The sequence below is a fragment of the Kitasatospora sp. NPDC001539 genome, assembly GCF_040298565.1.
GTDB lineage: Bacteria > Actinomycetota > Actinomycetes > Streptomycetales > Streptomycetaceae > Kitasatospora.
Map to the genome: position 1 here is coordinate 13,922 of NZ_JBEPAK010000077.1, position 14,156 is coordinate 28,077.

11 protein-coding genes and 3 pseudogenes are annotated in these 14,156 nt (G+C 68.4%); 7 read left to right on the forward strand and 7 right to left on the reverse strand.

Annotated elements, in window-relative coordinates; genetic code table 11:
• Window positions 1-98: 98 nt before the first annotated feature.
• From ABT247_RS14875 to ABT247_RS14890, 4 genes and pseudogenes are all read right to left on the reverse strand, one after another.
• Window positions 99-1,304: a hypothetical protein gene (locus tag ABT247_RS14875; RefSeq protein ID WP_350742716.1), complete on the reverse strand. Its 1,206-nt coding sequence runs from the start codon at window positions 1,302-1,304 to the stop codon at window positions 99-101.
• A 92-nt stretch (window positions 1,305-1,396) separates the two neighbouring features.
• Window positions 1,397-2,155 (reverse strand): DUF72 domain-containing protein, encoded by a 759-nt coding sequence (locus tag ABT247_RS14880; protein ID WP_350742718.1) that lies wholly within the window; start codon window positions 2,153-2,155, stop codon window positions 1,397-1,399.
• 2,412 nt (window positions 2,156-4,567) lie between these two features.
• On the reverse strand, window positions 4,568-5,434 hold the full coding sequence (locus ABT247_RS14885) for a hypothetical protein (RefSeq protein WP_350742720.1): 867 nt from the start codon (window positions 5,432-5,434) through the stop codon (window positions 4,568-4,570).
• 704 nt (window positions 5,435-6,138) lie between these two features.
• Window positions 6,139-6,705: pseudogene (locus ABT247_RS14890) on the reverse strand (transposase); the annotation flags it as partial.
• Here ABT247_RS14890 and ABT247_RS14895 point away from each other — a divergent pair.
• The 4 genes and pseudogenes from ABT247_RS14895 to ABT247_RS14910 all read left to right on the forward strand — a co-directional run.
• Window positions 6,697-6,816 (forward strand): annotated as a pseudogene (locus tag ABT247_RS14895) (DNA-binding protein); the annotation flags it as partial. The pseudogenes ABT247_RS14890 and ABT247_RS14895 overlap by 9 nt on opposite strands.
• A gap of 607 nt (window positions 6,817-7,423) precedes the next feature.
• Window positions 7,424-8,626, forward strand: a complete 1,203-nt coding sequence (locus tag ABT247_RS14900; protein ID WP_033346938.1) for a PP2C family protein-serine/threonine phosphatase — start codon at window positions 7,424-7,426, stop codon at window positions 8,624-8,626.
• Between the two features lie 153 nt (window positions 8,627-8,779).
• A complete protein-coding gene (locus ABT247_RS14905) occupies window positions 8,780-9,271 on the forward strand; it encodes a DUF5994 family protein (protein ID WP_350742722.1) in 492 nt (163 codons plus the stop codon).
• 119 nt (window positions 9,272-9,390) lie between these two features.
• Window positions 9,391-9,573: a hypothetical protein gene (locus ABT247_RS14910; protein ID WP_350742724.1), complete on the forward strand. Its 183-nt coding sequence runs from the start codon at window positions 9,391-9,393 to the stop codon at window positions 9,571-9,573.
• 65 nt (window positions 9,574-9,638) lie between these two features.
• On the opposite strand, the gene ABT247_RS14915 is transcribed toward ABT247_RS14910, so the two are convergent.
• The 3 genes from ABT247_RS14915 to ABT247_RS14925 form a co-directional block, all read right to left on the reverse strand.
• Window positions 9,639-10,280 (reverse strand): DinB family protein, encoded by a 642-nt coding sequence (locus ABT247_RS14915; RefSeq protein ID WP_350742726.1) that lies wholly within the window; start codon window positions 10,278-10,280, stop codon window positions 9,639-9,641.
• Between the two features lie 158 nt (window positions 10,281-10,438).
• Window positions 10,439-11,008: a peptide deformylase gene (locus ABT247_RS14920; protein WP_350742728.1), complete on the reverse strand. Its 570-nt coding sequence runs from the start codon at window positions 11,006-11,008 to the stop codon at window positions 10,439-10,441.
• The gene (locus ABT247_RS14925) at window positions 11,005-11,976 is read right to left on the reverse strand and encodes a helix-turn-helix domain-containing protein (protein WP_350742730.1); all 972 of its coding nucleotides are present in this window, start codon (window positions 11,974-11,976) and stop codon (window positions 11,005-11,007) included. Before ABT247_RS14925 ends, ABT247_RS14920 begins: the two co-directional genes overlap by 4 nt.
• A 143-nt stretch (window positions 11,977-12,119) precedes the next feature.
• Between ABT247_RS14925 and ABT247_RS14930 the strand changes: the two genes are divergently transcribed.
• The 3 genes and pseudogenes from ABT247_RS14930 to ABT247_RS14940 all read left to right on the forward strand — a co-directional run.
• Complete coding sequence (locus ABT247_RS14930; RefSeq protein ID WP_350742732.1) at window positions 12,120-13,274, forward strand: glycosyltransferase; 1,155 nt, start codon at window positions 12,120-12,122, stop codon at window positions 13,272-13,274.
• Window positions 13,271-13,975, forward strand: coding sequence for a hypothetical protein (locus tag ABT247_RS14935; protein ID WP_350742734.1), 705 nt, complete (start codon window positions 13,271-13,273; stop codon window positions 13,973-13,975). Before ABT247_RS14930 ends, ABT247_RS14935 begins: the two co-directional genes overlap by 4 nt.
• A pseudogene (locus ABT247_RS14940) lies at window positions 13,972-14,156 on the forward strand (hypothetical protein); the annotation flags it as partial. The gene ABT247_RS14935 and the pseudogene ABT247_RS14940, both read left to right, overlap by 4 nt.

Genomic DNA, 14,156 nt, shown 5'->3' on the forward strand with positions numbered 1-14,156 from the left:
CGGCGGTCCGAGACCACCCGAACGCTCCGGGCCGCCGACGGTGCGGAGCACACTTGGTTGCACGGCGGCGTCGTGGACCGCGGACCGCGGTCCGGTGCTCAGCCGCCGCCGTACGTGGCCTGGGTGACCGCGAAGACGTTGCGCCCGCCCGTGGTCTCCTGGAGCGACCACAGCAGGTCGGGATTGGTGGAGTCCTCCCAGTAGGAGAGGCTCTCGCCGCCGCTCACCCAGGCGAAGGTGGCGGGGCCGGCGGTCGGGGTCCAGTAGTAGAGCTTCTTCTGGCCCGAGGAGTTGAACCACCATCGGCCGTTGTGGGAGGCCACGCCGTTGAGGTTGTACCAGGGCAGCTGGAGCGCCTGACTGGCGGTCGTCGTCGCGGCGAACGTCGTTCCCCCGGACACGAACGGGAAGCGGACCGCCCTCGGCGGCCGGTTGGGGTACCCGGTGCAGCCCGACTGGCAGGTGTACTCCGTCATCACGATCGACCCGCTGACCCGGTCCAGGGAGATCGACGACCACGCCAGGTCGGTGCCGGAGGTCGTCCGCGACGTGATCGTGCCGATCTGGGGCAGCACGTAGGCGTAGTTGTGGGCGTGGTAGACGGTCGAGGACTGACGGCCGATCTGGTCGGCGGTGCCGCCGGGATCGGTGTTGAGGATCTTGCGCATGTCGAAGACGCGCATGCCGTGCCCGGTGTCGGCGACGTACAGGTAGTTGCCGTACCAGGACACGCCGCCCGCGTGGATCGGGATGTCCTTGAAGTCCGGCGCCGCGGTGGTGCCGGTCGGCTCCACCAGCAGGATCTTGCGGTACGCGTTGGGGTACGTGGCGTCCCAGTCGACGAGCGTGATCCGGCTGCGCTGCTGGGCGCCGTCGCAGCCGTCCTTGGTGTACCAGCTCACCAGCACGAGCTGATGGCCGTCGTAGTTGCCGCTGTCGGCGGTCCCCACGGCGTCCCGGCTCGTCGTGATGCCCTGCGGGAAGCTCTGGCAGTCCGAGTTGTCCCCGTCATCGAACCGGAAGCCGCCGGACAGGCCGTCGACGGAGAAGGACGAGGGCAACGCCTGCCGGTCGTGGTTCGCGTGCTCCATCACCGTGTGCACCGCCGAGGTCCCCAGCGTCGAGACGAGCGCCGAGTCGAGCGCGTCGAACCGGTGATAGTCCGCACTGAGCGTGTACTCGGACGCGGGAAGGGCCGTCGGCCCCGCCGCCGCCCCCGCCGGCGCCGCACCGACGAGCGCGCCGGCGACGAGCAAGCCGGCCGCCAGCACCGCCCGGACGCCGTTCCTGACATGACGCATCATCAAAACCGCCCCTCCCGCGTGAACGGATCACCGCGGTCACTCACGCTAGGTGCGCCCCGAACCAACCCGCAACACCCCGCCCCCGCCCGGGATCACCCTCCACCGGGCGCGGCCACCGTCCGGCCGGCCTTGACGGCCGCTCGCGCGAACGCGACGGCGTCCAGGGGCGCCGCACCGCCGGGGTCGTTGTTGAAGTACGCGTACACGTCGCCCTCGTCCGACCAGGCCTCCGTGACCCTTCCCATCCAGGTGGCCAGCGACCGCCGACCGTACCGGGGCGGCGGCTGCGCCAGACCGGCGTGGAAGCGCAGGTAGCCCCAGTCGGCGGTCCGCCACAGCGGAGTGACCGGTCGGCCCCGCCGGTCCGCCCAGCAGAGGGCGGCGCCGCGCCGTTCGAGCACCGCCCGGATCTCCGGCACCCACCACGAATCGTGCCGGGGCTCGACGGCCACTCTCACCCCGGCCGGGAAACAGCCCAGACAGCCGTCGAGGACATCGGCATCCGCCCTCAGAGTGGGCGGGAGCTGGAGCAGCACCGGTCCGAGCCGCGGGCCCAGCCCGGCGGCGGCCGACAGAAGCCGCCGCACCGGCTCCTCCGGGTCGTGCAGCCGCTTGATGTGCGTCAGGTAGCGGCTCGCCTTGACCGCCATCACGAACCCGTCCGGGGTCCGCTCCCGCCAGGCGGTGAACGTCTCGGCCGCCGGCAGCCGGTAGAAGGCGTTGTTGTTCTCCACCGTGGCGAACCGCTGGGCGTACTCCTCCAGCCACAGCCGCCGCGGCGTCCCCGGCGCGTACAGCCCGCCACGCCAGTCGTCGTACTGCCAGCCCGAGGTGCCGATGTACAGGGGCACACCCCCATGGAAACACGGACCGCCCGCCGACCGCTGGATCCCCCGAGCCCGACCGGGCCTCCAAGGGCTCGACCTGCAACCAGAGAACGAACAGGGCCGGCCCGCTGTCGCCGTCCGGACCTTCCGCCGGCGGCGGATACGCGATTCGAACTCGCGAGGGCTTGCCCCCAACACGCTTTCTGATTCTGCTGAACGCCGTCCGCCGGGTTCACGCCCGCCCTGAACTGCGGCGCGGCCAACCGCTGGGCGAGCTCGAATCCGGCCGGACGGGGGTGGATGAGAGCAAAACAGAGACCGATCGCTACCCCGAAAGACCTTCGCTGACACCGAGCGCCGCCCGTGTAATTCTGGTGTGGGCCCCTGCATCACGAGCAGACAGAGGAATCAGCGGCAGCTTGGGTAGCGGCACGCCATCCGGTCGCCGAATTCCGGGATCAGCAACCACTTCAGGGGCTTCATGCGCATCGCCGCAGTGATGCAGTACTACTCCGACGCGCAGCTCCCGCGTGATCCGAGCTGGGCGTCGTGGCCGCTCTTCCGCTCCCCGGCAGGCCCGAGCATGTTGCGCTGAAAGACTGCCGCAGCTTCCGGTGATTGAGCGATCAGGTATCGCTGGGGCTGTAGCGTGCACTCGGGGGCATCGTGGCCCACCTCAGTTCGGGTACGCCGCTCACAGAGGGGGACACGGAGCAGACGATCAGCACGTCGTCAGCGGGTGCCATGACAGACGTGTGGCCCTGGTAGGTCAGCGCTCGACCAGCCAAGTGTTCGCCCTCGATGACGAGTTCCGTATCCGTTGCAGGCGAGGCCATGATGTCCCGCAGAACCATCTCCATGAGCTGTGGCATGCGCAGTCCGGTGCGGTCGCCCGCCGCTCGCAGAGCTTGAGCGATGAATCGGGCGGCGGACGCCTCGTGATGCATCCTCGGCGGTGGCGCGTCGTTCCCGGGAATGGGCCGGATGGTTTCCACCGCAGCGACGAGGTAGAAGATCTGGTGTAGGCGATCTCGACCATTATCGGAGTTCTATCGGTGGCCCCCGGTCGATATTCCACATCCAGGAATCATCAACCCGTGCGAGAGCGGCGACCGGCCTGCCGAGGATTTCTAGAAATTCCTTCGGTAACGGCCCTTTCGCCGTCATCATCATAGGTGTTTCCGCTTTCGAAGAAAAAGCCAATCCTTTTGGAGTTTGGAGGAGCGGTGCGACACCTGCCGAGGTATCGCACCGCCCCTACCCCGTACGCAGGCCTGCCATCCCTGCCGTTGGGTGTTCGGCGGCGTCAACGACCTTCGGAGTCGGCTGGCCTGTTCTGTCGCTGGACTCCAGGAGTTGTCGTAGGCCGTGGCCGGGCCTGCGGTGCAGTACGAGCCGTCGCCGAGTTCGGCGCATCTGTCACCCGGGACGACGGTGGCATAGGCGGACCCCGTCGAGCGTCACAGGCCGGGAGGCGCTCCACTCGGGCTGAAGTTCAGCGCCGACGGGCCTCAGCCCTGGCGGCTGCTGCCGTTCTGCTCGACGACCGACACCCCCACTTGTACCGCCAGGCCTTCTGGTTGAGATCTCCAACCCGGTGGAGTGCTGTCCGTGGTGGTCGACGAAGCGATCAGCGTGGTGGGGACCCACGGGCTGCCACGGTTCCCGTCTGCCTCGCCGGTGTGGTCGATGCTGAAGGCCGCCGCATTCGCGCGCGTCGGCCCGGTCGGCGGGCAGGGGCTTCAAGACCACTCAGTTGCCGTCGCCGACCTGGTTCCCGCTTTGCCATTTCCCTTGCCTCCCACCGTGAAGTGGGCGCAGACCTCCTCAGTGACCGGCTTGGTGACGGCCCAGAGACGGCTCGCAGGCCGGCTGACCTCAGTCGTGGCCGTGACGGCCAGGCCGAGAAGGGCGAGAACAGGCATGTGCAAGGCGGCTCAGGAGGCGATGAGGAACGTGCCGAGCCGGTCGCGGTCCGCACCGGGGCGGCCTGCCGCCGACTGGCGAGTGGAGGGGAGGTGCTGGGCGTTGGCATGAGAGGTCGTCGGCAGCAGGGAGAAAAGACGTCTCCCGGTGAGACTGCCGGGCGAAGAGCCGGATCGTTGCCGGACCACGGCCCGCTTAGTCCGGCAACGGATCAGATGATTTTGATGCTGGCGCGGCAGCAAAGTCGCGTATGCCGGGCAGTTGGAGGTCATGCCGTAGCAGGAGGTGGTAGCGAGGTCGCATCCTCGGCGGACAGCAGAACCCGGTAGCGCTGTTTGGGCTTGCCCCCACTGGTCGAATGCGGGGCCAACGTCGTGAAGAAATAGCCTATCGCACCCGCTTCGGGCGGTACTTCCCGGACCGGACACTACGTAGGCCGACCTGCGGGCCGAGACAGGTCCGCAACTGAAGAAGGTCCGGACTGCTGAGCAGTCCGGACCTGCGGCGACTTCAAAGAAGGAGCTGTACTGGTCTGGGCATCTTCTCTCCGCTTTGCAGTCGAAGGCTTTTTACCGGCCTGCCTGTCACCCAGGCATTCCAGGCCTTGATATAGAGGCCGATCTGCCCGCGTGTATCGGTTCGGCGTCGAGAAGTGGAGCCATTTCGTAGCGTATTGATGGTCTTGATCAGTGCCAGGCGAGGATCGTCTGATTTAAGATTGGCGCCCGTGGCCAGGCCTTCGATCCAGTCGTCGATTCGTGCTGCCGGCGCTGATTCTACGGCCAAGAAGTAGGCCGCAGAGGCGGCTGTTGGAATAATTCCGACCTCTTGGCTAAGGGTCCGACCGACTGCCGCTGCCTTCCTGAACTCTTCGGGCTGCGCGTGGAAGATATCCAAGACCTGATCATTGCTGATCCGCGAGTTCGTGCCGGACCACGCGCCATCCGGATCCACCCTGAACAGATAGACATGGCGAACGGTGGCGGCAAGCAAAGTGGTGTCTCGCTCGCCACTCAGCCAGAGGACATCGCCGCCGTTTCGGCGTTTTCCTGTGTCAAGGACAGAAAACGTCTCCCTGGGAACGTTTTCAAAAACTAGCAGTGGAGTCGTGACCCCAGACTTGTTAATTGCATGGAGTCGATGCTGTCCATCGATGAGTTTGCCCGAACTTAGGGGGCCGTCGAAGGCGATCCCCTGGTGGGTGACCTTCCACCCGCCAGAGTTGATCTCATCAACCATGCGTGCGACCAGGGTGCGGTCGACTGGTCGGTTGTTTGGATTTTGGTGACGCAGGATCTTGTCGGCCATTTCTGGGGTGACCAGAATGACTTTCGGTGCCGGGAAGTCGGGCCCTGGGGCCAGCTTTGCATGGGGCATGCTGAAGATGGTGGCACATCCCGCCATGGTGTCATCTGCTGGTTCAAAATATTTTTCTATTTTATCATCTCTGACTTAATTTGATCGACTATGACTGCGTCACGCTCAGTCTAGTGCTGTATTTGCTCGTTGAGCTCATGACTGATTCCTGATAACCGTGCGGCGCAATGGTGTCTGCGGGTAAGTCGGTAGCGTTCAGGTACTGGCGCCCCGGAATGGTGAGCGATCGGCTGGATCGGTGCTCATCTGTCTCCGGTCACCGACGGATTCGCAGATGCCATGGGCGGGCAGTGAAGGTTCGTGCGTAGTGCTGAGCCGCTCGGAGCACTGACCGGCTGAGTCGGAGTGGCCGAGATCGATGCCACCAAGCCTCATGGCCGCCACTGTCTGGCGATGTGAGCCCCTTTGGCCGAGGAGCTGCAACCGGCATGTGCGGTCCCGCTGGATAGCCAACGGCATGAGGTTGCGCGAGCGCCGGCTTACCCTCATCCCCGCAAAGCCCAGTGTGAGCGCGAGCTGTGGTTGGTGGTTGTGGGCGGAGGGGAAGCGCTCCAGCACCTCCAGTGCGGAGGTCGGGCTTCGAGCATGCGCCATGTCGCTGCTTGAGTCGGTGTGTGGGGACGCCAGGGCGTCATGGCAGGGAGCTCCAACGCCCTGCCGAGCTCGCTAGTGCTGTGACCGCATAGGTTCACCGGGTTGCTGGATCACGCGGCGAGAAGGGGCCTGCCGCCCCAGCGGTTGCCTTTCTCGCTGCGGCTGCGGGCGCGTTCCCTGCGCTGGACGGCCAGGACATCGGGGTGGCCGGCGTTGGCGTTGCGCCACCGCAGGTAGGCGTAGAGCGCGGGTCTGGACCGTGTGGTTCGGATGATTGGAATTCGCGGGGGTGAACTGCCGCAGCGGTCCGAAGTGCGCCTCGATCGGATTGGCCCAGGAGGCGTTGGTCGGAGTGAAACACAGGTGGACCTTGTGCCTCTTCGCCCAGCGCAGGACCTTCTTGCCGTTGTGGGAGGAGAGGTTGTCCAGGATCACGTGGAGCGGGGCGCCGTCCGGGCGGGCGGCCCGGATCGAGCGAAGTGCGGCCATGTTCAAGGTGCCCCTGTGACGGTGGTTGACGCCCCCAGAGGGCGTCGTCACCGACGGAGTAGCAGAAGTGACGCCCTGGGTGCGGTGTAGGTCGCCCGGAGCCGGTCGGGCCGGCCCTGTTCGCCCCACCCGCTGCTGGCAGTGGGCCGGATACCGAGCGGGCCGAACTCGTCCAGGGGCTCGACGCGGCGGTAGCAGAGATGGCGTTGCGGCAGCAGCGACCGGTCGTCCTGTCGACCTCGGACATTGACTACATGACCAAGCTCTGCGGTGATCGCGTCCGTCTCGTTGTGTTGTAGTCGATCGAGGTGTGCAGCGGGAGGCGGTTGCTGGACAGGTGTTCGCAGCGGGTCACCGCTGAACCACGACGAGCCTGATCGAGAACACGAAGCGCCCCCTCGGCGGTGTGTCGGGTTCGTGATCCTCGGCGATCAGCCTGGACAGGTGATCGGAGCAGCTACAACCGGGGGCGATGACGCTCTCAGGGGGAAAACAACGAAGGCCCCGACCGGTTCACCGGTCGGGGCCTTCGTGAAGGCGGAGGATACGAGATTCGAACTCGTGAGGGGTTGCCCCCAACACGCTTTCCAATGCTCCCGAACGGTGTCCGCCGGGGTTCATACCTGTCCTGACCTGCGGCGGAGCGAACCGCTGGGTGGCGGCCGGACCTGGCTGGACGGGGGTGAATGAGACCAGAACTGAGACCAGGATCGGTAGTGCTCCTGGGCGCAGGGGGTTGGGCCCCGGTCTGCAGGACCGAGTTCTCGCCGGTGTCGACCCGTGGGACGGTGCGTGACCGGGGGCGTAACGCGCCGCCGTCGGGCGTAATGGAAGGACCGGTCCGGCGAACCCATCGGAGTGTCGGGACTGATCGCGCCCGTGCCGATTGCACGGGACAGGGAGGACATGGCGGTGAGCAGGGACGGTGAGCGGCGGCTGGGCCGGGCGGAGGGGTTCGGCGAACACCTGCTGGGCGCGTTGCTCGATCAGGCCCACGAGTTGCCGCCTCGCCTGGTCGCTCCATTGGTCGCCGATGCGGTGACGACGATCGGCGGCCGTGATCCGGCGCTCCTGCTGCAGGACTACGGCCAGCTGGCGCTCGCGCCGCTGCCCGGCCGGGGGCTGGCCGTCGGGGAGCCGGTGCCGATCGACGGGTCCCCCGCGGGTGCGGCCTTTCTGCGTGGTGTTCCCGTCGAGGTGCCGCAGGCCGACGGGGTGCGGGTGTACCTGCCGTTGCTGGACGGCGGCGACGAGGTCGGGGTGCTGGCTCTCACGCTGGACACCGTCGATGAGGACGATCGGCGGCTCCTTCGCCGGTTCGCCGGCATGGTGGCTGATCTGCTGGTCACCAAGAGCGGCTACACCGACCGGATCTTCCAGGCCCGGCGCCTGGAGCCGATGAGCGTGGCGGCGGAGATCCAGTGGTCGCTGCTGCCGCCGCTGTCGATGACCGTTCCCCGGGTCGCGGTGGCGGGCATCCTCGAACCCGCTTACCAGGTGGCGGGCGACAGCTTCGACTACGCGCTCAACGACGACCTCCTACACGTGGCCACGATCGACGCCATGGGCCACGGGCTGGACGCCGCCACCATGGCGACCGTGGCCATCGGCGCGTACCGGCACGCCCGGCGCGCCGACATCGGGCTGGCCGAGATCTATGCGTTCATGGACCGGGCCATCGCCGAGCAGTTCGGGCCAGACCACTTCGTCACCGCGCAGATGATGCGCCTGAACACGGCCACCGGCCACCTGCAGTGGGTCAACGCCGGGCACCCGGTGCCACTGCTGATCCGCGACCACGTCGTCGTCGAGCGGCTCGAGAGCGCGACCACCCTGCCGGTGGGGTTCGGTGGCGAGGATCCGGTGATCAGCGAGCGGGGGCTGCGGCACGGTGACCGGGTCCTGTGCTTCACCGATGGCCTGGTCGAGGAGCGCGAGGCCGGCGGGGAGCAGTTCGGAGAGGAACAGCTCATCGAGTGGGTCAATCGCATCGAGCGTTCGCAGGACGGAGTGCGGGCCGTGGTGCGGGCGCTCTCCCACGTCCTGAAAGAGAAGCGGGGCGGGCGCACCAGCGACGACGCCACCCTGTTCCTGATCGAGTGGCGCTGAGACGCCGGCACCCCGCCACGGCTCTCGTGACCGGCCGGATCGGCCCGGCGCGGGCGGGGTACCGTGGGGATATCGGGACAGTCCGGGCCGCCGCTCCCGAGGAGCGGCCCTCGCTCCGCGGGTCCGGCCTGCGCCCGCGGATAGGCGGCGAGCATGTCGGACGAAGCCGGTGCTTCGCACTACGGGCTACTGCCCGGCCAGTTCCTGCAGGCGGCGAAACCGGGGACGGTCCTGTTGCGCCTGGAGACCACACAGTCGCGCGAAGGTGTGCTCGATGGTGCGTGGTGGCCGCGTTCGCGGGACGTCGACTCCGAGCTGCCAGGCCTGGTCAGAGCCCTGACCGAACACCTAGGCCCCGTGGTGAGCGTCGGCCTGGACGCTGATGCCTGGGACGACGTCCCGGCCCGGCTGGTGGTCAACGGCCGGTCGGTGCACATCGACCAGTACCCGGTCGGTGACGACACGGTGATCATCACCCGTGGCGACCGCGATCACTTCAGCCTGCTCGTCGTCCCCCCACAGGCGAGCCAGGAAGCGGCCCTGGCCGCGATGGCACGCGCGATCAAGGCCGGCGGCACCGACTCGGCACGGCAGATTCTCATCGACACCGGCATCGGCTCCGCGCCACCGGCCGAAGCGACCTGAGAGGACCAGCACCACAGCCTGGACTTCTCGCGCAGTCAGGAAGGCGGGAGGCAGAGATGTCCGTCTACGTGAAACTCTCAGCCGAGGCCCGGGCACCGGCAGAGCCGTCGAAAGGACCGTTGGACCTGCAGTACGAGGACGGCGCGGACGGCGTCACCTTCGAGTACGACCTGCACCCGAGCGGTGCCCTGCGTATCCTGCGGGTCTTCAAGGACACCCCGCACCGGATCGAGGCGTGCTTCAGCCCCGGAGCGTGGCTCCAGGTCGCGGGCACCTACCTGCGAAGCGGCTCCGAATACTGACGGCGATCCGCCCCGGGCGAGCCGCAGGAACGCACCCGGCGGCGGTCACCTGGCTGCTCAGCGGTTCACGGACCGACCCCCGCGTCGGAACCGGACGGCGGAGAGGGCCAGCGCGACGACCAGTAAGCCTTGATTGGTGCCGCCGACCTGGCGGCCTGCTCGATCTTCGCGTAGTGGGCTGCACGGGCTTGCTCGTCGATCTGCTTCTCGTGTTCGGGGCGCATCCCGGTCCGGCCGTCGAGGCCCTCGCGCAGGATGTCGGCGTGCCCGGCGTGCCGGAGGGTCTCGCCGAGGACGTGGACCAAGACGGCGAACAGGTTCGTGTCAGCATGCGGCTCCGGCCACCACGGCACGTGGCCGGGGGCGTCGATGGAGAGCTCATTGATCGTCGCATCCGAGTGTTCCCAGGTGCGCCGGTAGAACCCGACGATCTGATCGCGGGTCTCGTCCTCGGCCGCCCACTGGTCACTGCCGTCAGAGTCCTGCCACCGACACAGCGGTTCCGGCGAAGGGCGGCCGAAGACCTCGCCGAAGTACCTGGCCTCGACGGTGGCCACATGCTTGACCAGGCCGAGCAGGTTGGTCCCGGTCGCGGTCAGAGGTCGGCGGGCGTCGTACTCGGACAGGCCGTCGAGCTTCCAGAGCAGCGCCTCTCGGTCTCGGCGCAGCCGGCCGTGCAGAGTGTCCTTCGCGAATTCATCGATCATGCGGCACGAGCCTGCCATGGGGTGCTCGTGGTCTCAAGATCCGTACTCGGTCCGCGACGACTGGCAGAACCGAGGGCTGGCCATGGCCGCCGCCCCGACCTGCTACAAGCAGGCCGCGAAAGTTGCCACGCGAGACCACCTCTTATCCCGGCTGTCGACTACTGCTCGTAGGACCACGCTTGGCCGGTCTGCCGGTACTGTTCGACGGGGATGGGTTCGACGCCGGCGGTCATGCGTGCGGTGTAGAGCAGGCCGTCGAGGTGGTCGATCTCGTGGTGGATCAGGCGGGCGAGTCCGCGTTCGTAGGTGGTGGTGGCCACTTGGCCGTCCAGGGTGGTGGTCTCCACGGTGATCTGCAGCGGCCGGGGGACCAAGCCGCGAACGTCGAAGAACGACAGGCAGCCCTCGAACTGCTCGTCCGTCTCGTCGGAGCGGTCGGTGATGCGCGGGTTCAGCAGGACGATCGCCGGAGCGTCCGGGGAAGCGGGCTGGACGATGGCGGCGGAGCGGCCGATGCCGATCTGGGGTGCGGCGATGCCCATGCCCTTGGCGAAGGGGTGGACTTGGCCGATGCGCTCCATGGCGGTGAACAGCTTCTCGATGACCTGCTCGGCGGCCTCGCGCTCGGTGGGCAGGTCGAACGCTCGGGCGGGCTCGGCGAGGATGGGCGCGCCCTCCTGGACGACGCCGAGGTCACGCATCTGCTCGCTGGGCCGCACCTGGATCACCTGAACTCCCCTTGGGTCGTGTCGCGTTCGGGTCGGGCCCGGAACCGCCATTCCAGACGGTACCGGGCGTGGAGGGCCGGCGTGGACGTGCTCCAGGAGAAGACGCGCATCCCGTCCTCCTCGCGCCGGATCGGGGCGGTCCGCAGCGGCGCCGCCTCGGCCGTCATGGACGTCTCCATGCCCCATACTGCTGGGTCGAGGTCAGCTGGGAAGGCGAGTTCGACTTCCAGGTGCTCGGTGGGCAGGCGGACCGCGCGCTGGAACCAGCGGCCCCACTTCTCCTCGCCGACCGAGTAGGCGTACTCGATCCAGACCTCCTCGCCCGGGTAGAGCGGGAAGCGGCCCTGCTCGTTCTCGAACAGCAGCCACACCTCCTTGAACGCGTCGCGGTCGTGCTTGGTCTGCCAGTTCATCGCCTCCCCGCGGCATGTCGCGGTCAGTGCAAGCTCGTCCCAGGTCAGCGGGTGTTCGCGGTAGTGGGCGTTGGAGCGCTCGGGCTCTCCGGGGTAGCGGTCGACGCTGATGCGGATCAGGTAGCGGGTGATCGGCTCGCTGCCGGTGTTCCGCAGCAGCCGGCGCATCGTCAGCCGGTACTGGGAGCCGTCGAAGTCCAGGCGCGCGCCGTCGTGCGCCACGATGATTGCCGAGCCCGTCGCGTACGGCTGCTCGGCGCGGCGCGGCGCTGGCGGAGCCGCAGCCGGGGCCGCTCGGTTCTTGGCGGCCTCGTAGTCCAGCCAGCGCTTCCAGATGGCCTTGCCCGCGTTGAGGGTCTCCTCGGAGCGACGCGCGAAGTCCTCGGTCGGCTTGTGCCGGCCGGACTCCACGTGGCTCACGTACGACGGGTCGAAGCCCATCTTGCGGGCGAGCCCCCGCTTGGACAGGCCGCGCACCTCGCGCCAGTACGAGACCTCCGCTGCGAACGCCTCGGCGGCTTGCTCAACGGTCGGGCTGTCGTCGCGCTCGTCCATCAAGGCCCCCGCCCTGGCTGCTGGATGAGATGAATGAACCGTGAGTGATCTCGATTCATCATTCTGTCACGGTCATGGTCGCCGGTTTCCTTCTTTTGCCAGCCCGGGTCGACACCCGGGCCGAGAGAGGGAGGGCCCAAGCGATGCGCCTGCTGTACCTGCTCAACGTCTCCAACTCCAGCCAGCTGACTGCCGACTCCGGCTACACCTTCGCCGACATGCTCACCCCGGCCCTGGCCGACGCCGGGGTCGAGGTCACCGTGGCCGCTCCCGTCCCGGCCGGCGACGACCGCGTGCAGTTCGTGCGGACCACCTCGCCGTCGACCAAGTACCGGGCCCGCTTCAACCCGGGCGTGGGCGCCCTGGTGCGGCTGTTCCGCCGCCAGCAGCCCGAAGTGGTCGTGGCCAACCAGATCGAGGCCGCCCCCGCGATCCGCGCCGCGCTCCTGGAAGCCGGAGTGGACGCGCGGATCGTCGGTTACTGCCACTACCTGCCGTTCTCCTTCACCGACACCGGCCAGCTGGAGCTGGATCCCGCGATGGACGACGGCGGGCTGGGCCGCAGCGTGCTGCTGGCCTTCTCCGCCGGTCTCGCGGCCTGCGACCGCGTCCTGGTCCACTCCGGCACCGCCGCCTCGTGGACCGCCGCTGCCGCCGCCCGCACCGGCGTCGAGCTCACCGACAAGTTGCACGTGGTCCCCGCCCCCAGGGACGTGCGCCTGGTCCGCGACCCCGCCGAGATCACCGCGCCGGAGGGCCGGGCGGTCGGCATTTACAACCACCGCCTGTACGCCCACTACGGCACCGCCCGCTTCACCCAGCTCGCCCGCCACCTCGTCGCCGAAGCCCCGGTGCGGCTGACCGTGATGGACCTGTTCGGCACCCGCAGCGCCGAGCGGATCCGCCTGGATCCCAGCCCCGAGAGGAACTTGGAGGAGCTGGCGGCCGTGGACGGCGTCGCCATCGCCTCCGACCGCGGTGACCGCGTCCGCTACCGCAACCTGCTGGCCGGCGCCCACTTCGGCATCGCGCCGTTTCGGCCCGGCTGCCCCTGGTCCATGTCGGTCATCGACTGCCAGGCGATGGGCCTGCCGGTGATCGGCCCTCGCATCGGCTGGCTGGCCGAGCACATCGACCCGGAGCTGGTGTTCGACACTGACGATCAGGCTGTCCGGATCGCCGAACGCCTCGCCACCGACCCCGAGTTCTACCTGGTGCACGCCAAGCGCGCGCACGCCTCCACCACGGACCTGACGCCAGCTGCGGTGGCCGCACGCTACCTGGAGGCGATCAAGTGACCGGCTTCGACGCGGTCCTGCTCTCCTACGACGAGCCGCTGGCCGACTCCCTGCACACCCGCCTGGCCCGCGTGCTGGGCGGAACCGTCAAGCGCCTGCACGGGGTGCGCGGGATGCGCCGCGCCTACCGACTCACGGCCGAACTCGTCGACACCGACCAGTTCTTCCTCGCAGACGGCGACTTCGCCATCGACCCCGCCTTCTCCGCCAGCGGGGTGGAGCCGCTGGCAGCGGGCGTGTCGATGCGGGTCTGGCGGGCTGTCAACCCGGTCAACGGGCTCACCTACGGCTACGGCGGCCTCAAGCTGATCCGCACCAGCGCACTGCGGGAGATGGGCCAGGCCGTCGACGTGCTGGCCGCGCTGCCCGGCCGTGTCGAGTTCAGCCCGCATGCTGCCGGGACCACCCTGTTCAACCAGACCCCGTTCCACGCCTGGAAGGCGGGCTTCCGGGAGTGCGCGATGCTCGCGCGCGGAAGCGAGTACGGCATGACTGACGCCTCCGCCCAGGAACGCATCGACGCCTGGACGGCCAGCAAGGACGGCGACTTCGCCGACTACGCGGCAGCCGGGGCCCGCGACGGCCTCGAGTTCGCCCGCACTGCGGCCCGCGACCCCAAGCGCTTCGAGGCGCTCAACGACCCGCCCTGGCTGCACCGGCACTTCATCACGCTGCACGGCGAGCAGGCGGTCGCCGGATGAGCACCCGCTGCGGGCCGCTGGTCCTGATCGAGCCGCAGGCGCACCTCGGCGGCGGGCACCACCAGCGCACGCTGACGGCGCTCGCCGCCGCCCGCCCGGGTTCCGTGGTCATCACCCCGCAGGGGATCGCAGACGGGCCGGGTCCGCTGCTGCGGTCCGGCTCCTGCATCGCCGCCGGACC